Annotated in this window: 12 protein-coding genes; 3 read left to right on the top strand and 9 right to left on the bottom strand. The window is 62.7% G+C overall.

Annotation, left to right across the window (positions count from 1 at the left end; all coding sequences use genetic code 11):
* Positions 1–55: 55 nt before the first annotated feature.
* Complete coding sequence (locus H7B90_RS29445; protein ID WP_185139474.1) at positions 56–1,219, top strand: ROK family transcriptional regulator; 1,164 nt, start codon at positions 56–58, stop codon at positions 1,217–1,219.
* A gap of 385 nt (positions 1,220–1,604) precedes the next feature.
* On the opposite strand, the gene fucU is transcribed toward H7B90_RS29445, so the two are convergent.
* The 3 genes from fucU to H7B90_RS29430 all read right to left on the bottom strand — a co-directional run bounded on the left by fucU (position 1,605) and on the right by H7B90_RS29430 (position 4,270).
* Positions 1,605–2,036: an L-fucose mutarotase gene (fucU, locus tag H7B90_RS29440; RefSeq protein ID WP_185139473.1), complete on the bottom strand. Its 432-nt coding sequence runs from the start codon at positions 2,034–2,036 to the stop codon at positions 1,605–1,607.
* Between the two features lie 129 nt (positions 2,037–2,165).
* Positions 2,166–3,014 carry an NAD-dependent epimerase/dehydratase family protein gene (locus tag H7B90_RS29435; RefSeq protein WP_185139472.1) on the bottom strand — a complete coding sequence of 283 codons (849 nt, stop codon included), beginning with the start codon at positions 3,012–3,014 and terminating at the stop codon, positions 2,166–2,168.
* 32 nt (positions 3,015–3,046) lie between these two features.
* A complete protein-coding gene (locus H7B90_RS29430; protein ID WP_185139471.1) occupies positions 3,047–4,270 on the bottom strand; it encodes an enolase C-terminal domain-like protein in 1,224 nt (407 codons plus the stop codon).
* Positions 4,271–4,777: 507 nt separating this feature from the next.
* Here H7B90_RS29430 and H7B90_RS29425 point away from each other — a divergent pair.
* On the top strand, positions 4,778–5,107 hold the full coding sequence (locus tag H7B90_RS29425) for a hypothetical protein (protein WP_185139470.1): 330 nt from the start codon (positions 4,778–4,780) through the stop codon (positions 5,105–5,107).
* A 79-nt stretch (positions 5,108–5,186) separates the two neighbouring features.
* On the opposite strand, the gene H7B90_RS29420 is transcribed toward H7B90_RS29425, so the two are convergent.
* The 6 genes from H7B90_RS29420 to H7B90_RS29395 form a co-directional block, all read right to left on the bottom strand.
* Entirely contained in the window at positions 5,187–9,470 is a 4,284-nt protein-coding gene (locus H7B90_RS29420; RefSeq protein WP_311772834.1) for a glycosyl hydrolase family 28-related protein, read from the bottom strand.
* A 117-nt stretch (positions 9,471–9,587) separates the two neighbouring features.
* A complete protein-coding gene (locus H7B90_RS29415) occupies positions 9,588–11,168 on the bottom strand; it encodes a DUF3502 domain-containing protein (protein ID WP_185139468.1) in 1,581 nt (526 codons plus the stop codon).
* A 74-nt stretch (positions 11,169–11,242) separates the two neighbouring features.
* Positions 11,243–12,130, bottom strand: coding sequence for a carbohydrate ABC transporter permease (locus H7B90_RS29410; protein WP_185139467.1), 888 nt, complete (start codon positions 12,128–12,130; stop codon positions 11,243–11,245).
* A gap of 222 nt (positions 12,131–12,352) precedes the next feature.
* Positions 12,353–13,279 (bottom strand): ABC transporter permease, encoded by a 927-nt coding sequence (locus H7B90_RS29405; RefSeq protein ID WP_185139466.1) that lies wholly within the window; start codon positions 13,277–13,279, stop codon positions 12,353–12,355.
* A 143-nt stretch (positions 13,280–13,422) separates the two neighbouring features.
* A complete protein-coding gene (locus H7B90_RS29400; RefSeq protein WP_185139465.1) occupies positions 13,423–15,225 on the bottom strand; it encodes a cache domain-containing sensor histidine kinase in 1,803 nt (600 codons plus the stop codon).
* Positions 15,218–16,852, bottom strand: a complete 1,635-nt coding sequence (locus H7B90_RS29395; RefSeq protein WP_185139464.1) for a response regulator — start codon at positions 16,850–16,852, stop codon at positions 15,218–15,220. The genes H7B90_RS29400 and H7B90_RS29395 overlap by 8 nt, the downstream gene beginning before the upstream one ends.
* A gap of 258 nt (positions 16,853–17,110) precedes the next feature.
* Between H7B90_RS29395 and H7B90_RS33260 the strand changes: the two genes are divergently transcribed.
* Positions 17,111–20,020, top strand: a complete 2,910-nt coding sequence (locus H7B90_RS33260) for an alpha-mannosidase (protein ID WP_246578636.1) — start codon at positions 17,111–17,113, stop codon at positions 20,018–20,020.
* The last annotated feature ends 63 nt before the right edge of the window (positions 20,021–20,083 follow it).

The following is a 20,083-nucleotide window of genomic DNA, read 5'->3' as shown; positions in this document are numbered from 1 at the left end:
GGTATGATGGAGGCATTCCTATTCGCGGCTTCAACTTAAGGAGTTTTTATTCTTCATGAAAACAACCACAGGCGACCAAGCGCTCATCAAGCGTATGAATACGGCCATCGTGCTGGAGGCGATTCTGCGGGAAGAGCCTCTGTCCCGGGCCAAAATATCCGAGCTGACCGGTCTCAACAAGGCGACCGTCTCTTCGCTCGTCCAGGATCTGATCGACAATCGGCTCGTGCGCGAGATCGGGACCGGCGTCTCCAGCGGCGGCCGCAAGCCGGTGCTGCTCGAGTTCATCGCTTCCGCCGGCTACGCGGTCGGGATCGACCTCGGCGTCAACTACTTGCGCGGGGTGCTGACGGACTTGCGCGGAACGATCGTGGCGGAGCGCCAGGCGCCCCTGCCTTCGCCCGGCGCGGACGAAGCGTTCAACGTTCTTCGCCCGTTCATCCAAGAGCTGATGGCGGACGCCCCTGCGAGCGCCTTCGGCGTCGTCGGCATCGGCGTCGGCGTGCCCGGTCTCGTCGACCGCGGCGGCACCGTGCTGTACGCGCCGAACATGGGCTGGCGGGACATCCCGTTGAAGGAGGCGCTAGGCCGGACGTTCGGCATCCCCGTCCTGATCGACAACGAAGCGAACGTGGGCGCGCTCGGAGAGCAGAAGTACGGCATCGGCCGCGGCATCTCCAACATGGTGTACGTCAGCGTCGGCATAGGCATCGGAACGGGACTTATTCTCCACCGCGAGCTGTACAAGGGAGCGTCCGGCTTCTCCGGCGAGCTCGGGCACCTGTCGGTGGAAGCCCATGGCAAGCCGTGCCGCTGCGGCAACCGCGGCTGCTGGGAGCTGTACGCCTCCGAGCAGGCGCTGCTCGACCAAGCGGCCGAGCTCGGCTACCCGCGCGACCTGGACGAGCTGCTCGCGGCCGCTTCCGCCGGCGATGCCAAGGTGCGGAAGCTGCTCGAAGGCATCGGCGAGTATCTGGGCGTCGGCATCTCGAACATCGTTAACGTGTTTAACCCGAACGCGGTGGTGATCGGCAACCGGATGAGCAAGGCGCACCCTTGGCTCGAAGAAGCGGTGCGCCGGACGGTAGAGCAGCGGGCTCTCGGGTTCCATCTGCGCAACGTCCATCTCCTCTACGCGGAGCTCGGCGAGCGTTCGGCCGTCATGGGCGCAGCCGAGCTGGCCATCTCCGCCTTCTTCGACCGTCTGAAGTCGGCGTAAGCCTGCTCTTAGCGTCCCCGCGCGATCGAAGCACGCCATAGACAAGAAGCCGGGTTCTCTTCCGCTCAAGAGAACGCCCGGCTTCTTTTTTTCTACAATTGTCTCATTCACATACAGACTTGGTTTTCCATGTTCAGGTCCGCATCCAAGAATAGCTTGGACCGTGCAGAATCTGAGTGCAGGCGGTTTAACTTGTGTGATTTTTCGTATAAAATCGTCGAAATAATCGCAAGCAGATGAAATTTGTATGATTTTTCATATAAAACTTAAGCAATACGCCGTCAAAAGGTAGATTTTGTATGGTTTTTCACACAAACCAAACCGTGCACCTTCTTGAGGCGAATTTTATACGATTTTTCATACACAAGTGCGAATCGAAATATCTTTAACCCTTAATAACGCCCTTCTTGAGGATCAGGTTCGCGTACAGCGCTCCCTCTCCCGTCGCGACGATGGCGTAGGCCTTCTTCGCCCGTTCGTAGAACGCGAACCGCTCCACCTGCTCGAACGGCTCGGCGATTCCGGTGTGCGACTCGACGATCGTCCGGTACTCGTCCCAGATCGGCGTCTCGGCCGTATCGCCGGGAACGACCTGCATCAGAGCGGCCGGACGCTCCACGTACGGGTCCAGCGGGAACAGCTTCAGAATCGCATCCAGCAGCACCGGCACGCCGTGGCCGTCGCAGCGAATAAGACGCGCCGCGTGGCTGGCCGCCGGGAAGTTGCCGTCCGCCAGCACGATCTCGTCGCCGTGGCCCATCTCGGCGAGCACCTTCAGCAATTCGGGAGAGATCAGGGGGGAGATTCCGTACAACATGTCCAATTCCTCCAATAGCGATCAGGATGACAACGACCTGATTGTACCACACCTCTCCGCCGCTTGTCGGTTCCGGCTTTGAACCTTCACCCCTGAGCCGATCGGAGGAACCCTGTTGATCCTCGAAAATCAGCCGTCCCCGTCCCTCCACGAATGGACCGGGCTCCAGCCCAGCGTCTTCTTGGCCCGCTCGTTGGAGAACAGCGGCTCCCGGCCCCTCAGCTCGGCGCGCAGCTCCTTCGTCTCCGGATAAAATTCGGCGATCAGCCGCTCCGTAGCCCACTCGCTCAGAACGTCGTCTCCCGTCACGTTCAGCGCGACCGCTCCATCGTTCAGCTCGGCAGTCAACGCGGACACGCAGGCGCCGGCCGCGTCGCGGATGTCGACGCAGCTCCACAGAATCTTGCGGAAGCTCTCCGGGTTGCGGGCGGCCTCTGCCAAGCCCGCGTATTCGCCCGGAGCGGCGATCAGCGAGAAGCGCAGGCTGACGACCTGCATGCCGGTCCGGCGATGGAACATCTCCGCCGTCAGCTCGTTCAGCGTCTTGGACAAGCCGTAGCCTTCCTGCGCGAGATGGGGATGGTCCTCGTCGACGGGAAGGTAGACGGGGGACAGCGGCTTCTCGGCCCACGCGAAGCCGTAGCAGGACGTGCTCGAGCCGAGGACGACCCGGCGAATGCCGAGCAGGGACGCGGCTTCCAGCACGTTGAACCCTCCCAGGACGTTATTGGCGAAAATGTAGTTGTGGGGATAGCCGACGGGAGCCGGAATCGCCGCCAGATGGATAACCGCGTCGGCTCCTCTCAAGGCGCTCGCGACTTGCCCGAGATCGTTCATGTCCACTTGGATTTGCGGGCAGCGCAGCGAGTCGGACCGCTTGTGGTCCAGGGAGACGACCCGGTATTGCCGCCGGATCAGCTCCTCGATCACCCATCGGCCCAGCTTCCCGCTGCCGCCCGTCACCGCGACGGTTCTCATGTCGATGTCCTCCTCTTTTTCCGGGGCCCCGATCAGGGTCTAACCAAAGTGCCGTCCGCCTTGCGGTCCAGCGCGTACGGCATGTGATAGCTCCGCGGCTGCCAGCCGTCCCCGAGCAGCTTCTCCGCCAGCTTCTCGTCCAGATCGACGCCGAGCCCCGGCTTGCCGGAGACGTACAAGTACCCGCCCTGTCTCTCAATATGCCCCGGGAAAGCCAACTTCTCCTCCGGCCGGAAGTGGTTGACCTCCTGGATGCCGAAGTTCCAGATCGCCATGTCGAGATGGACCGCCGCCGCCTGGTTGATCGGATCGTTCTCCCCGCCTTCCTGCCAGGCGGTCCGGACGCCGAACGCTTCGGCCAGCGCCGCTATCTTGCGGCAGGCGGTGATGCCCCCGGCCTTGGACACCCGCACGCGGATGAAGTCGATCAGCCTCTCGGAGATAAGCGGCACCCATTCCTGCGGATTCGAGAACAGCTCCCCGACCGCCTGCGGCGTCGAGCATTGCTCGCGCATCCGGCGGTACCAGCCGATCTGCTCGGGAGGGAGGGCGTCCTCCAGGAAGAAGAGGCCGTAAGGCTCCAGCCGGCGGGCGAGCTGGATCGCGTTGATCGGCGAGAGGTGCTCGTGGGCGTCGTGGGTGAACGCGACGTCCGGCCCGAACTCGAGCCTCAGCTGCTCGAACATGCGAGGGATGGCGTTCAAGTAAGCCTGCTCGTCGAACACCGCCCCCTTCGTCCGGGCGTTCCGGGGGACGTTGGCCTTCTCCGGGCCGATGAAGCCTCCTCCGCCGTAGCCGCCCATCTGCACCCGAACGACGGTATAGCCTTCGTCCAGGAACCGGCGGACGTCTTCCTTCAGCTCGGCGATGTCCGACCCGCCCGCATGCCCGTAACACGGCACGGCATCCCGGGTCGCGCCTCCGAGCAGTTGATAAACGGGAAGGCCCGCTTCCTTCCCTTTGATATCCCATAGGGCGATGTCGATGCCCCCGATGGCCGTCTGCAGAATCGAGCCGTTGCGCCAGTAGCCGCTCAGGTTCATCGTGTGCCACAGATCCTCGATGTCGGCCGCGTCCCTTCCGATCAGCTGCGGGGCCAGCAGCTGCTCGATCGCCTGCACGACGGCCTCCGGGTTGTACAGATCGTTCGCGGAGCCCAGCCCGTAGAGCCCGTCCTGGTCGGTCGTCACCTTTACGATCGTCCAGGTGCCGTTTTTCCTCGTCCGTATGCATCGGATGCCGGTTATTTTCGCCATCGCTTCTCGTCCCTCCCCTGCGTATGCCTCCATTCTAATCCCCCTCGCCCGCCCGCCAAAGGGGGCGATCCCAAACTTTCCTCGCCATTCTTATCCTCTTCGGGCGCTGAGGCCGGCTTGGCCGGATGTAGGCGACCTGGTTACCCTCTTGGGCGGGTCCGCGGCGGATTGGGCGAATGGCGGAACCTGATTACTCTCACGGTCGGATCTGCGAAATGGAAAGGGCCGCCTCGAGGCGGCCCTTCTTGCCGTTTAGCTCCTATCGATCCGATCGGCGGGACTCTTGCGAGCGTGACCGTAGTCTTGCGGACGGATTGGCCGTCAGCAAGACGAAGGCGACCAGCAGCTTGCGAATCGCATCCCTCATTGTATAACCCCCTAAAAGCAGCCAGAATAAAAAGCTACTTTTAGTTCAAAATTTCGTTACAAAACAGATTCAAAATGGATCTAAAAAATCCGATACTGATACAAATTAATCACTTTCGTAACGAAAGGGAGCTATCCGCCATGAACCCTCTTAAACCGTTGCCCAAATCCGCCGACCGCACGCCCCTGAGAGTCAACGAGTATGAACGCCATCTGCTGCAATGGATTTGGACGAGCGATCGATTCGACGCGATTATGGAATCGTTACTAATGGAGATTGACCGCCTTGGCAAATTGAGAGACGAATGGAAGGAACGAAGAAAGACGAAGGAATTCGATTCCTTCGTCGAGATGCATGAAATCGCCAGCTCCCGCATCGAGGATATCGCGAGGAAAATCAAGGACTTGCACGATTTTCGCGAGCAACTGTCGCGCGTCCGGGCGAACGCGTCCAAACGCAAGAGGGGATAATTCAACATAAAGAGCCGACCCGACGGAATGTCGGGCCGGCCTCTCTTTTGCTATCGCGCCATCCCCGGCGACTTCTTCGCTACGGCCGCGGCGGCCGCTTCTCGAGGGCGTTAAGCTGCGCCGTAAGCGCGGTCTTCTTGCCGCCGTCCGGGAGCAGGGCGACGAAGTTGCGCGCGGCGTCGATCGAGGTCAGGTCCCTGCTCTTCTTCGCCTTGGCGACCGCCGCTTCGGCGGAAGGCACCGTCCAATCGGCGAATTTGCCGCGGATCAAATACAGGTCGCCGTACAGCGTGAAGTCCTTGCTCGTGCCGATCCCCTGGTTGTACTCCATGAAGCCGGCGCGCCCGCTGCCGTCGTTCTCGTTCATCAGCAGCGAGAAGCCGAGCGGAGCCGACGGATCGAATCCATAACCCGCTCCGTGCAGAGCCGACAGCGGAATCGCGATGTCATATCGCGTCACGCCCGCTCGGGCGTCCCGCGCGATCGTCGCCGAGACGGCGTCGCCCAGATCGCCGGTCGGCAGCCCTTCCGGCGCTCTCCAGCGCCACTTGGAGATCGTCCCGTCGTCGTTCAAGGCGAATCCGAGCTCGCTGACGTTCCGGCTGGCCGCCCCATCCTTGCGCGACAAGTCGATGCCGAGCTGGATGCTGTCTCCCTGCCAGATATCGACGCCTTTGAACGTCTGGGATTGCTTGTCGTCCCGCACGTCCACCTTCACGTACAGCTTCTTCTCGTCCCAAGACACGGCCGCCGTCGCGCTCAGATCGTCCGGCCCCTTCCAAGCGCCGCCCGCATATTGGTCGGGAGAAGCCACTTGGATGGCGGGGAAGTCCGACGCCCCTCCGGGTCTCGCATCTTCTCCGGGTTTCCCTCCTCCGACCGGACCTCCGCCGGCTCGCGGCCCGCCGCCCCCGGCCGCCGCGCGGCCGGCGAACGACTGCCCCAGCTTCACGGCGGCCACATACTCGCGTCCGTCGTCCAGCGTCACCTTATACTTGAGGGAATCGCTCGCCAGATAAGGCAAGTCGATCGCGACGCTCGCCCCGAGCGCCAGCTTGGCGAAGCGAACCGGCACGAACTTGCCCGCATACCCGGAAGGCTGCATCAGCTCGATCTTGCCGCCGACCGGGGACTCCGACGCCTCATTGGCTAGCGTCAGCTTCGCGTTCGCCCGCTCCGGATGCGCCGGATCGGGCGCGGTCCGCGTCAGCCGCAGCGATACGGGAACGAGGTTCGTTCCGCTTACCTTCGTTCCGGCCTCGTTCGCGAGCTGCAGGCCGCCTTTGAACAGGTTGTTGGTCACGACCAGCCTGTCGATGCCCGGGCCGGCGTACACATGCGTCGTCCGGGGCTGCTGGAAGTAGGAGTCGTAGAGGGTAATGTCGCCTCCCAGCGCGTTGATCCCCTTCTCCCCGACGGTCGTGAAGTTGCTCTGCTGGATTCTCGCCGTGCCGGACTTGATGTCGATCGACCTCGTCGTATCGCCCCACATCGACGTGTTGAAGAATCGGGCAACCGAATCGAAGCCGTCCTCGAGCGTGATGTACACTTTGTCCGTCGTGCTCATCGACACGAGCTCGGTGTTGACGAACGACAGGCCGCCTTCGCCCGCTCCTTCGAGATAGACGCCCTTCTTGCTGCCGTCCGTTCCGTGGCCGATGACGACGGCTTCCGGTCCCCCCGAGCTCTCGGGAACGAAGTGGATGCCGTATTCCGAACCGTAGACGAACGTGTTGAAAATCATCTCTCCCTTCGCGTCCCCGACCCGGAACGCGTCCAGGTTCTCCTTCTGGTAGCTCCACACCTTGTCGAAGTCGGCGTCCGTGGACGGATGGTTCGGATAATTGTTCCGTCCGTAATAGTGCGGGTTGAATTGGACGTTGCGCACGATGCCGCCCTCCGAGCCGCCTCCTACGAAGATGCCCTCCTTCAACGGGGAGCCCGCGACGTAATCGATATAGTGGCCGCTCGTGTCGTACGTGCCGAAGTCGAGGCCCTGGTACGAGTTGATGAGCGTCGTATCGATCGCGTAGACCCCTTCGCCCTTGCCCCGGATCGTCCACGCATAGGGCTTGACGGCGTTCCAGTCCTGCTCGTCGTAATAGACCGACAAGCCGCGGACGCCCGCCTTCGCCTCCAGCGAGATCAGCGCGGGAGTGCCCGCTCCCGGATTCTCCCCGTACCGGGTGAAAAGCACGCTCCCTCCCCCGACCGTATGGTGCGGCACGTCCCAGGAGCCTCGCAGCTCCACGCCGCTCGGCACCGTCAGCGGCGAATCGACGCGATAGACGCCCGCCGGAAGGTACACCGTGCCTCCGCCGGCCGCCCCGGCCGCGTCGAGCGCCTGCTGGATCGCCGAAGACGCGTCCGCGCCGCCGTTCCTGTCGGCGCGATAGGGAGCCGCCGTCGCGTCGAACAGCTGGCGGGTCGCCGGCTTCGGCCGCTCCGCGGCGTCCGTGCTCGCGACTGCCGGCAGCGTCTCCAGCGCGTACCGCGCGTCCTGCGTGACGTTCACCTCGGCCCCCGCGCTCTCGTTCGCGACGTCAAGCGTGCCGTCGCGCCCGGAATTGACGGCGTTCACTGTCTGCACCGCTCCCGTCAGGCGCACATGCCGGCCCGGCTTCGCGAATTCCGATTGGCCGAGAATGAGCGAGCCGCCCTTCAGCTCGATGGCGTAGCCGCCGGCCCCGTCGTTCCAGTTCTCGAACGAGCTGTTCTCGAACGACAGAACCCCGCTGCCCTCGCTCACGACCGCGCTGGACGGACTGCCGCCGACCGTCACCGTGTTGAACTGGACGATCGAATGGAAGCCCTCGGTCGCGTAGATCGCCTTCGGGGAATCTCCGACGCTCGCCTCGAACCGGCTGTCCGTAACGAGCAGGCCGTAGTCGTTGACGCCTTCGATCTTCAGCGCCACGTTGCAATCCTCGATCCGAATCTTGTACAGCTGCGCGTTCGCCGTCTCCAGCGAGCCGGTTCTCGTCGTCACTCTCATCCCGGTCTTGAAGCCCGAGATCCGGATGTCCGACATGTACTCCCAGTCGGACCGCCCCATGACGATGCCTTCCGCATGGGTCGTCATATAGCCTCGCAGCGCCGCTTCGCCGGGAGCGCCCGGGAGACCGGAGGCCGACCAGTACGCCGGCGACAGGCGGACGCCTTCGATCCGGCCGATGTCGGTCGTGAAGTCGAGGAAGATGCCCGTATGGAGCGCCGTCCCGTACACGTTCTTCACGTAATGAAGCTCGTTCCAGACGGGCCCGATCTTGATGCCGTTGTACGGATTGACGAGCGTCAGGTTCTTCATCGTCGCGCTGTCGCCGGACAGCTGTTCGATCGTCCACGGGTAAGGAACGGGATCGGCGGCGGACTGCTCCGGGTACCAGATCGACAGATTCGTCACGCCGCTGACCGGCTCGAGCTGAATGAAGCTCGTTCCGTCTTCGCTGCCTCGGCCCGCGTATGCCGCCAGCACGGTCCCCTTGACCACGCCCGCGTTCGCGTCCGGATTCGCCCAGTCGCCGCGCAGCGTCACTCCGGTCGGAACGAGCAGCGTCCCGTCGATCCGGTACGTGCCGGAGGGCGCGAACACGACCCCGCCGCCGTTGCTCCTCGCCGCGTCGAGCGCATCCTGGAACGCCTGCGTGTCGTCCGCGACGCCGTCCCCCTTCGCCCCGAAGTCCGCCACGCTATAGTCCGCGACGACGACGTCGTCCGTCGGATAGACGGTGTCGTACGCCTTCGCCTGGGAGGAGGAGGCCGAGCGCTTGACCTTCTTCACCGCGACCGAAGCGACGGCGAGATCCGGGTTGTCGTCGGGGTTGCCGCCCCCGCTGATGCCGATCCGGAAGTCGGAGCCGTTCGTCCCGTTCGCGAACTTCGCGTCGGAGAGCTTGAACGTCTTCGTTTTCCACAGGCCGCTATTCTTGTAGTTGAACAGAGGACCGTCCTTGAACGGAGCCGACAAGGCGTCGTACTGGAGCACGAAGCTGCCGCTTCCCCGATCCAGGTATTCGACCGTGACGTAGACGTCGTTGTCCTTGTTGTCGTACAGGAAGCCGTCGTCCACGTTCATGTACAGGTACAGCGTCCGGCCGCCGGGCGCCGCGCGGTTCGTCTGCCAATAGCCCTTGCCGTCCAGCGTCCCGGTCGTCAGGCCGTCGGGATTGTCGCCCGCCCGGGCCGTGATCCCGTTCTCGGCGGGATCGGGTCCGAGAGCGATGCTAACGCTGTCGGATTCATCTGCCGCGGAAGCCGTCCCCGGACCCGACGGTCCCCATGGAGTCCCTCCCAGAAGCAACAGCAAAGCGAGCGTACAAGAGACGAACGTACGAACGGGGCGGAATATTCGGTTGTCGGTCACGATCGTTCCTCCTTTGCATCGGTTCGGTTTGGATTCAATAAAGGCAAGGGAAGCCGTCCTCCTCATGCTATAGACGGCTATAGAATGCTAGGAGAGGCTTCCCTCTTGCGGGTCGTCTTATTTTTGCTGGGAGGCGAGGTAGTCGTCGATCTGCTTCTGCGTCTCCGCGATGATCTTGTCGAGGCCGTTCTTCTTCTGCTTCTCGATGTAGTCGGCCACGGCCTTATCCACGTCCTTGACGTTGCCGAACTCGATCGGCCGGCTGAACTCCTCCGAGGTCTGGTCGCGCTTGGCCAGCTCGTTCTTCATCGCGTCTTCGGCGATGAACAGGCCGTCGAGCGGGGAGTTGACGTTCATCGGTTCGTTCGCGAACTCCGCTTCGCGCAGCCAGAAGTCCTTCGGGTACGTGCTCGTCGGGCGCATGAACTGCGGCTTCCAGAACGCCCATTGGCCGCCCCACTCCATGTAGTTGCTCGTCGTCGTGTCCATTCCGTCCGGGTAGACGGCCGTCTCGCCGTCCAGCTTGTACGTCTTGCCTTCGATGCCGTACTGCACGAGATCGTACAGCGCGCGGTCCGTCTCGATCATGTCGAGGAAGCGCAGCACGCGGTCCGGATATTTGGAGTTGCGGTTGATCGCCACGACGTTGGCGAGCGGCGTGCGGTTCACTTGTTTTTTGTCCGGATACAGCAAGGAAGCTTGCAGCTTGAACGACGGATCCGAGAAGCCCGGGTCGGCGTTCACCCATTCGTGGGACGTCAGCGTGAACACCGTCTTGCCGTTGCGCCATTCGGCCGCGCCGTCGGTCTTGTCGATCATCGCGTCGCGGTTGATCAGCTTCTCGTCGTACCACTGCTTGGCCTTGACGGCGGATTCCTTGTAGAACGGCTGCTGCTCGACCGGCTGAATCGTAATCTTCGGATCGTTCAAGTAGAAGCCGAGGCCGTGGAAGTTCAGGTCGACCCATTCGTCGCGGATCATGTAGATCGACAGAGGACCGGCCCGGTTCAGCTTCTCGTTCGGATACGCCTGCCTCAGCTGGCGCAGCAGGTTGTCGACGTCCTCGATCGTCTTGACCGAATCCGGAGCGACCTTGATGCCCGCCTTGTCGGCGAGATCGGAGCGCCACGTCGCGAATTGGCGCTGGTTCATCTTCATGGTCCACGGCAGGCCGACGATCTGGCCGTTCACCGTCGCGGCGGACAGCGTTCCCTGCTCCTCGTACTTCTTGTACAGGTTCGGGGCGAACTTGGGCAGCAGGTCGTTCAGCGCCATGTAGGAGCCCTTCGCGGCCATCTGCTTGTAGGACAGCCAATCGCCGTCGAAGTTCATGTCCCAGTTGTCGCCGGAAGCGGCCATGACGAGCATCTTGTCCTTGAAGTCGTTGAACGGAATGAAGTTGATGTCGAACTTGACGTTGAGGCCCTTCTGCTTGACGTAGTCGCTGACCGCGGACCAGACTTCGTCGGTGGCCGCCTTCTTGTCGCCGCCGAAGTAGAACTTGAGCGTGACTTCCTCCTCCGGCTTCCCGGAGCTCTCGGACGAACCGCCCGAGGCGCTCGGCGAAGAAGCGGGCGGGCGGGCCGCGCCGTTACCGCCGTTGTTGCCGCCTTTGTTCCCCCCGCTGCAGCCGGCCAGCAGGCCGAACAGCGCGACGGCGGACAAGAGCAGGGCCGCTCGGCTTTTCCCTTTGTGCATCTGAACCTCTCCCCTGGAAAATGTGATTTATACTATACGGCTTGGATGCCGTTATAGCCAACTGTGCCGTCGGGTCAGCCCTTGACCGCCCCGACCATGAGTCCCTTCACGAAGTAGCGCTGCACGAACGGGTACAGGAACACGATCGGCCCGATCGTGATGACGGTGAGCGCCATCTTGATCGACTCGGACGGAATCGTCGCCGAGATCTGCCGCATCGCCGCCGCGTTGCTGGAGCTCTTGAGGAACTCGACGTTGGAGACGAGCGTCCGCAGCAGCAGCTGAAGCGGCTGCAGCTCCTGCTTGTCGATGAACATGAGCCCGAGGAACCAGTCGTTCCAGTAGCCCAGGGCGACGAACAGGCCGACCGTGGCGAGCACGGGCACCGAGAGCGGAACGATCAGCCGGAAGAAAATCCGGTATTCGCTGGCCCCGTCCATTTTCGCCGATTCGTACAAGTCTTCCGGGATTCCCTGCATGAAGTTGCGGATCAGGAACATGTTGAACGCGTTCGCGAGCGGAGGAAGAATCATCGCCCACAGGGTGTCCTTCAGGTCGAGGTAGCGGACGCAGATGATGTACCACGGGACGAGCCCGCCGCTGAACAGCATCGTGATGATGACGTAGATGGAGAGCACGTTGCGGTACCTGAACGACCGTCTCGCCATGACGTAGCCGCCCATCCCGTTGACGATAATAGACAGCGCCGTTCCGACGACCGTCACGAGAATGCTGATGCCGTAGGCGTCGACGATCCGGTTGGAGCCGAGCAGCAGGATGCGGTACGAGTCGAACGTGATGTGCTTCGGTATCAAGGTGTAGCCGTAGTTGACGATGTCGTTCTCCGTGCTGAGAGAGCCCGCGATGACCATCAGGAACGGGAACAGGCACGCCAGGCTGAAGAGAGTGACGACGATGACGAGGACGGTCTGGCTGATCGAAAAGCGGTTGCGGGCGACCATCGGCGGCGGCCTCCTTTGTGGGGGTGAATTGGAACGTTAGGCATTGAATTGGTTCTTTGGTGAAAGGTTTGGCGGAAAAAGCGAAATCGTTCTGGAGAAACGGAGTGGTCGCCTTTGCCCTCGGATTCCAACCATTTATGGGGTGATCAATCCTAGGAATCCGAGGGCAACAGCGATCGGAAGAACGATTCGCTCCACGGCTGCCTCTTATCACCAACTACCTTAGAAAATGGCGGAATCCCGATCGAACCGGCGCGCGGCGTAGTTGCTGGCGAGCACGAGCGCGAACGCGACGATCGACTGCAGGAAGCCGGCCGCGGAAGCCATCCCGATGTCGCCCGACTTGCGCAGGCTTCGGTAGACGAGCGTGTCGATGACGTCCGTCGTCGGGAACAGCAGCGTCGCGTCTCCGACCATCGCGTAGAACATTCCGAAGTCCGCGTTCATGATCCGCCCGATGGCGAGCAGCGTCAGAATCATGATCGTCGGCTTCAGCATCGGCAGGCTGACGTAGCGGATCTGCTGCCACCTCGACGCCCCGTCGATGGAGGCCGCCTCGTAGTAGGAGTTGTCGATCGAGGTGAGAGCCGCCAGGTAGACGATCGTGCCGTAGCCGGTCATTTTCCAGCGGAGCGCGATCGTCAGGATGACCGGCCACCAGCTCGCCTTGCTGTAGAAGTCGACCGACTCGAGGCCGAGCCACTCCAGGAACCGGTTCACCGCCCCGTTCTCGAAGTTGAGCAGGTTGTAGGTGAAGACGCCGACGACGATCCAGGAGATGAAGAACGGCAGGAATGTAAGCGATTGCGTCACTCGTTTGAAAAACTTGTTCCTCAGCTCGTTCAGGATCAACGCGAACCCGACTTCGAACACGAGGCCGACGGCGATGAACAGCGCGTTCAGCAGCACCGTGTTGCGGATCGCCCGGTACGCGACGTCGGACGAGAGCAGGTAGTCGAAGTTGTTCAGCAGCGGGTCCATCCAGTCGCTCCCGAAGATGCCCTTGCTGAAGTCGAAGTCCTTGAACGGAATGACGAGGCCGGACAAGGGCAAGTAGCAGAACAGGAAGAGCAGAGCCGCGACGGGAAGAAACATGATGAGAAGCTGGTAGTTGCGCGCGAGTTCCCGGACCACGCCGTTCGGTTTCATGGGCCATTTCCCTTTCTCTCTCGTGTGATAACCTAATGATACGGTCGGACCCCGGCCGCTTCCATGAGCGAATCTTATCCTTTGCAGGTTCGTATTAGCCTGTTGCCCGGGGCCGAGCCGCCGCAAGCGCCAAGAAGCCGCCCTCAGCCGGGGCGGCTTCCTCTCCCTTCTTCTTCGGTCAGCACGGGGTGGCGCAGCGTGATCCGGGTCCCCTGGCCGGGTCCCGTCTCGATGCGGAGCCGGTACGGCTCCCCGAAATACAGCTTCAGCCTCGCGTTAACGTTGCGAAGCCCGACTCCCTTCGTCCCGTCGGCGAACTTCCCCTGCTCCTCCTCGTCCAGCTTCAGCTTCTCCAGCGCCTCCGGCGGAATGCCGCAGCCGTTGTCGATGAGGTCGATGACGATATCGCCGCCCTCCCGCCGAGCGGTGACCAGAATCTTCCCGTTCTCGAAGTTGTCGCCGATGCCGTGCTGGATCGCGTTCTCCACGAGCGGCTGCAGCAGCAGCCTCATGAACGGCAAGTCCTTGAGCTCCTCTTCCAGCGAATAGAGGATCCGGATCGTCCGCCCCATGCGGGCCTGTTCGATCTGCACGTACGCCTTCACCTGCTCGATCTCGCGGCCGAGGGTGGTGATCTCCTTGCCCTGGTTCAGGCTGAGCCGCAGCAGGTTGCCGAGCGCCGACACCATCTCGCCGATCTCGCCGCCGCCGTGCTTCTCCGCCTTCCAGCGGATCGATTCCAGCGTGTTGTACAGGAAGTGCGGGTTGATCTGATGGCTGAGCACCTGGAACTCCAGCTCCTTCTTCCGCCGCTCCGCCCGAGACGTCTCCTCGACGAGGCTCTCCACCTGGCGGATGAGGCTCCCGAACCCGCGATAGAGCCAGCCCACCTCGTCCTGGCGGGAGGAAGACGGAATCGATTGGCGGAACCCGGTCTCCAGCTTCCTCATGTACCGGACGAGGCGCGCGATCGGCTGGGTGTAGAAGGCGGTAATGTAGAGCACGACGCCGATGCAGCACACCGAATACACGATCAGGAAAAAAACGAGAACCCGGTTGATCTCCCGGATCGAGCCGGTCAGCTCCCGCAAGGGAGCGAGGCTGACGATCGTCCACGGCTGGCTGTCCATCCGGACGTACGTGGCCAAATAATCGGTTCCGTCCATCGCGACGTTCCGAGAGCCCATTTTCCGAATGCTCAGCTCCTCCATGAACTTCCCGGAAGGGAACTCGCTGCCGGTCCACCGGCTCTCGAGGGAATCGTACAGCACCGTCCCTTCGCCCGTCAGCAGAAGCAGCCGCTGCCCCGTCTCCTGCCCGACCGGCGACAAGTACCGCTTGAGCTGGTCCTCCGTCAGATCGGTGGCGACGATGCCGCGCGGAATCTGATCGTACAGTCCCGAGAAGCGCTTGATGTACGTCAGTACCGGGCGGTACAGCTTCCCCTTCCGCGGAAGGGACAGGTGCCACGTCGGGCTGACGGTCGACGCCGACTGGCGGAACCACTCCTCGTTCGCGACCGACGCGGGTTCGCCGATCGTGCTCATGTAGTCCGGATACTTGGACGGATCGATCGGATAGACGCGCACGCGGAAGGCGTCGATCGAGGACGTTTTCTGATAGAGAAGACTGAGCAGATTGACCGTGAACGCGTCCTCCTCGGCGGAATCGGCGGGCTCCTTCTCCAGGTAATCCTGCAGCTGCTGGTTGCCGATCAGGCCGTTCACCTGGTCGTTCAGGGCGCTCAGGTAGATTTCGAAGCTTTTGCGCGCCTGAAGCAGGTAGTTCGTCGTCATGGACACGTTCGCGTTCGAGATGCCTTCGATCGCCTTGACGTGCGAATAATAGGCGAACAATAAAAAAGGGACGATTATGATCATGAAGAAGATCAGAATCATCCGGTTCCGGAACGACGACGCCAGGCGGAAGGAGAGGCGCCTATTCATCGGCGATCCCCTGCAGCCTGCGGTATTCTTTGGGGGTGAGCCCCGTCTGCTTTTTGAACAGCTTCGTGAAGTGAACGGGATCCTTGTAGCCCACCTGCGCGGACACCTCGTAAATTTTGTATTGGACGTCGGCCAGCATCTTCTTCGCCTTCTCCATCCGGATGTCGGTCAGATACTCGAGGAACGTCTTGCGCAGCTCCTTCTTGAACAGCTTGCTCAGCCATACCGGGGTCACGTGGACCTCGGCGGCGACGCTCGGCAGCGTCAGGCTCTCCGAGTAGCGCCGGCGAATGATCCGGTCGGCTTCCTGGATAATCTGGCCCGGCGCCGTCGCGTGCGTCCGGAAGTCGGCCGCCATCGCCAGCAGGAACTGCTCGGTCTGGTCGCGCAGCGACTCTAGCGTATCGTACTGTTCGAGCCTCTCCCAGACGAGCATCGGGTTGCGCTCCCAGCTCCGGTCCGTCCACCCGACGGCGGCCGCCTTCTTGAACAGGTCGAGCAGCCATTCGAAGATCCGCTGCTGGATGTCCCGGATGGCGGCGATCCCCCATCCCTGGACCATCTCGACGAACCGCTCCATCGCCGCCCGGATGTCCTCGTCCGTCCCGTAGCGAACGAGGTCGAGCGCCTCCTCCGGCTGCTGGATCGACGGGTTCCCCTGCTCCTTCTCGTTCTCCCAGCCGTGGCCCGTGAGCAGCCGGTTGCCGCCGTACACCGCTTTATGCTCCAGAACGTCCTCCGTCTCGGCGTACAGCGCGTGCAGCCGGCTCGCCGGCTCGGCCTGCGAGCAGAGAGCGACGGTGACGTTCACTTTGACGTATCGATTGACGCGCTGAACGCACAGCGTCCCTAATTCTTTATAAGATTCAAGCCGATCGGCGTCCGGGCATTCGAGCACGGCGACCCAGCGGTTGTGCGAATCGGGGTACAGCACCGACTTCAGCCGGCACTCCTCCTCCAGCGTCTGCTTCACGACGTTGCCGATCCCGAACAGGATCAGCTCCTTCTCCATCCGCGAGCCGCCCCGGTTCTCGATCGACTTCAGATCGTCCACCTCGATCAGCATCGCCGCGAGCTTCGATTCCATGACCCATTCGAGCTGGAGCGTGCGCAGCCGGTGCGCGATCCGCGTCTCCCGGTACGGATTGTACGGCACTTCGATCAGCTCGCGCATCACCTCGTCCCGCATCTTCGGAAGAGCGCTCTGCAGATGGCTTCTCATCTGGTTCCGGTTGTCCCGGTCCATCTTCTCCTTCCGCAGCTGGTCGATCATTCTCCGCACGATCTCCCCGAGCTCCGCCGTATGGATCGGCTTGAGAATGTAGTCCATCGCGCCGAGCTTCATCGCCTGGCGGACCATCCCGAAGTCGTCGTATCCGCTGACCACGATCGACTTCCACCCTTCGGGGCGTTCGGACGCCAACGTCTCGAGCAGCTCCAGCCCGGACATCCGCTTCATCCGGATATCGGTCACGATCAGGTCCGGGTTCCTCTCCCGGGCGACGGCGAGCGCCGTGTCCCCGTCGTCGGCGGCGATCGCTTCGTCGATGCCGTACTCCCGCCAAGGAAAATTCGCGCGCAGTCCTTCCCGAATCTCCATCTCGTCGTCGACGATCAGAACCAGCATGCGTCCTCCCCTTCCCCTTCTCCGCGACGTATAGACAAAGGACGACCTTCAGCTAGAAAATCATATCGTTAGAGACGCCGGAGCGCAATGCGTCATTCTTGGCTTCTTATGGGGGATTCCAATCTCCTTCTGGTTCGGACCTCCGGCGAATACGCTAAGAATGCCCGGCAAAGTTTGTTATTCGCTCCTGTCCCGGGCCGCTCCTTCCCTTTACTATGAATCGTATCGACAATCTATCGCCGAGAACGGGGGATCTTCATGAGCCAATCCAAGCCGCTTCGAACCGTGCACGTCATCTCCCACACTCACTGGGACCGGGAATGGTACATGCCTTACGAGGCGCATCGCGTCAAGCTGATCGAGACGATGGACACGCTTCTTCGCACGTTCGACGAAGATCCGGAGTTCCGCAGCTTCTATCTGGACGGCCAGACGATCGTGCTCGAGGACTACTTGCAGATCTATCCGGACAAAAGAGAGCTGCTGAAGCGCCTGTGCGCGGAAGGCAAGCTGTCGGCCGGACCTTGGTACGTGCTGCAGGACGAGTTCCTGACGAGCGGCGAGGCCAACGTCCGGAACCTGCAGATCGGGCACCGCGACGCGGCGGGCTTCGGCCCCGTCTCGAAGCTCGGCTACTTCCCGGACTCGTTCGGGAACATGGGACAGGCGGCGCAGCTTCTCGCGCAAGCCGGCATCGGCACCGCCGTGTTCGGCCGGGGCGTCAAGGCGACCGGCTTCAATAACCGGGTCGGGGAAGAGGGCAGCCACGAATCGCCCTACTCCGAGCTGATCTGGGAGTCGCCGGACGGCTCCCGGGTACTTGGCATTCTATTCGCCAACTGGTACAACAACGGGATGGAGATCCCGACCGATCCGGCCCGGGCCAAGGACTATTGGGACCATCGGCTCGCGATGGCGGAGAAGTACGCGTCGACGCCGCACCTGCTGCTTATGAACGGCTGCGACCACCAGCCGGTGCAGACCGACCTGTCGGAGGCTCTGCGCGTCGCGAGGGAGCTGTACCCGGATTACCGCTTCGTGCATTCGAACTTCGACGACTACGTCCGCGCCGTTCGGGGATCGGTTCCCGCCGAGCTTAGCGTCGCGAAGGGGGAGCTGCGCGGCCAGCGCACCGACGGGTGGTTCACCCTCGTCAACACCGCCTCCGCGCGCGTCTACATCAAGCAGCTCAACCAGAAGAACCAAACTTTGTTGGAAAAGGTCGCGGAGCCGCTCGCGGCGATCGCCCATCGCCTCGGCGCGCCTTATCCCCACGCGCTGCTGCAATACGCGTGGAAGACGCTCATGCAGAATCACCCGCACGACAGCATCTGCGGCTGCAGCGTCGACGAGGTGTACCGGGAGATGAAGACCCGGTTCGCCAAGAGCATGGAAGTCGCGAAGGCCGTCTCCTCGGAGAGCGCGAAGGCGGTGGCTGCGCAAGCGGACACGACCGGATTCGGTCGCTTCGGGGAGGCGGCCGTCCCGTTCGTCGTCTTCGGAACGAGCGGATATGGCGGAGCGGCCGTGGTCGGCGCGGAGATCGAATGGGGAAGGCGCTTCTTCAACCAGAGCGAGGACCCGACCGCCATCGCGGAGGAGGTGCGCGGGCGGACCCATGCGGAAGGGTACCTGGTCGACGCGGAAGGGAATCGGGTCGAAGCCGTCGCGGAGGACCTCGGCGTACGGTTCGGCTACGAGCTCCCGAAGGATAAATTCCGGCAGCCGTACATGGCGCGCGCCCTGCGGATCGCGTTCGAAGCGGCCGACCTGCCTGCGATGGGCTATGCGACGTTCGCCTGGATTCCGGCTCGGACGGATGCGGCGGGGGTTTCAGGAATGGCGGGAATTGCTGGGGCTGGCGGAGATGCGAAAGTTGCGGGAGCAGACGGGGATGCAGATGCAGGCGGAGATGCGGGAGTCGCGGGAGTAAGCGGAGGCGCGGATGCGGGCCGAGATGCGGAAGTCGAGGCGAATGGGGCGTTGAGCCCGATTGCGGCGGCGCGCTCCTCCCTCGCGAGCGCTCCTTCTACGCTGGAGAACGAATACCTGAAGGTGACGGTCGCGGAAGACGGCGGCCTAACCGTGCTGGATAAACGGAGCGGCCAGGTTTACGCCGATCTGGGCCACTACGAGGACGTCGGGGATATCGGCAACGAATATATTTTTTTCCAGCCTAAGGGTGATGTGCCGATCACGACGAAGGGCCGGCCGGCGGACGTTCGCCTGGTCGAGGACCTTCCGCATCGGGCGACGATCGAGATCGTCCGCCGGCTGGACGTGCCGAAGAGCGCGGACGAACGGCTGGCGCGGGAAGTCGCGACGATGGTGCCGTTCATGGAGCGCCGGGCGGGGCGTTCGTCCGACACCGTACCGCTCGTCATCGCGACGCGGGTGAGCCTCGACCGTTCCGGCCGGGGAGTGAGGGTTCGGGCGACGTTCGACAATGCCGCCCTCGACCACCGGCTTCGGGTTCTGCTGCCGACGGACGTCCGCGCGGACACCCACTTCGCCGATTCCATCTTCGAAGTCGCCGAGAGAGCGACGCGTCCGTTCCCGGAATGGAAGAATCCGAGCAACTGCCAGCACATGCAGAGCTTCGTCGACGTCCACTCCGATACCGAAGGCCGCGGGTTGACCGTGGCCGGGCTCGGCTTGAACGAGTACGAGGTGCTGGAGGACGGCCGGAACACGATCGCGGTAACGCTGCTTCGCTCGGTCGGGGAGCTCGGGGACTGGGGCGTCTTCCCGACGCCCGAAGCGCAGTGTCTCGGCCCGAACGAGGCGGAATGGATGATCGTTCCGCACGCCGGCGGCTCTTCCCGCTTCGCCGCTTACCGGGAAGCCTACCGCTTCCCCGTTCCGAACACGGTCGTGCAGACCGGCCTGCATGCCGGGGAGCTTCCTCCCGCGCGCCGGTTCCTGGAGTGGCAGGGAGATGGCCTCGCCTTCTCCAGCTTGAAGGCGAACGAGGAGCGCGGCGACTGGGTAGCCCGGTGGTACAATCTTGCGGGCGACGGCACTTCGCTCGAAGTCTCGCTCGACGATTCGGATGCGGGCGGCTCCGTCTATGCCAGCACGATTCTGGAAGCTAAAGGCGACATTCTGCCGACGGGGCCGATTCCGGTCGGCGGCCACAAAATCGTAACCCTCGGCTGGGAGAGCTAGAACGCGCGGGAGCGCGATTCATGCCGCCGCCGGTAAATCGCATAAGCCAAAAAAAGCCCTCGG

The organism is Cohnella xylanilytica, assembly GCF_014212175.1.
Classification (GTDB): domain Bacteria; phylum Bacillota; class Bacilli; order Paenibacillales; family Paenibacillaceae; genus Cohnella; species Cohnella xylanilytica.
The sequence above is the reverse complement of the archived record's forward strand: the minus strand, read 5'-3'. Positions and strand labels throughout refer to the sequence as shown.

What these genes read in the sequence shown, in the direction of transcription:
- H7B90_RS29400 (WP_185139465.1), bottom strand. Translation starts at nt 15,225, where the DNA reads ATGAATAGGCGCCTCTCCTTCCGCCTGGCGTCGTCGTTCCGGAACCGG.
- H7B90_RS29425 (WP_185139470.1), top strand. Translation starts at nt 4,778, where the DNA reads ATGAACCCTCTTAAACCGTTGCCCAAATCCGCCGACCGCACGCCCCTG.
- H7B90_RS29415 (WP_185139468.1), bottom strand. Translation starts at nt 11,168, where the DNA reads ATGCACAAAGGGAAAAGCCGAGCGGCCCTGCTCTTGTCCGCCGTCGCG.
- H7B90_RS29410 (WP_185139467.1), bottom strand. Translation starts at nt 12,130, where the DNA reads ATGGTCGCCCGCAACCGCTTTTCGATCAGCCAGACCGTCCTCGTCATC.
- H7B90_RS29445 (WP_185139474.1), top strand. Translation starts at nt 56, where the DNA reads ATGAAAACAACCACAGGCGACCAAGCGCTCATCAAGCGTATGAATACG.
- H7B90_RS29435 (WP_185139472.1), bottom strand. Translation starts at nt 3,014, where the DNA reads ATGAGAACCGTCGCGGTGACGGGCGGCAGCGGGAAGCTGGGCCGATGG.
- H7B90_RS33260 (WP_246578636.1), top strand. Translation starts at nt 17,111, where the DNA reads ATGAGCCAATCCAAGCCGCTTCGAACCGTGCACGTCATCTCCCACACT.
- fucU (WP_185139473.1), bottom strand. Translation starts at nt 2,036, where the DNA reads ATGTTGTACGGAATCTCCCCCCTGATCTCTCCCGAATTGCTGAAGGTG.
- H7B90_RS29430 (WP_185139471.1), bottom strand. Translation starts at nt 4,270, where the DNA reads ATGGCGAAAATAACCGGCATCCGATGCATACGGACGAGGAAAAACGGC.
- H7B90_RS29395 (WP_185139464.1), bottom strand. Translation starts at nt 16,852, where the DNA reads ATGCTGGTTCTGATCGTCGACGACGAGATGGAGATTCGGGAAGGACTG.
- H7B90_RS29405 (WP_185139466.1), bottom strand. Translation starts at nt 13,279, where the DNA reads ATGAAACCGAACGGCGTGGTCCGGGAACTCGCGCGCAACTACCAGCTT.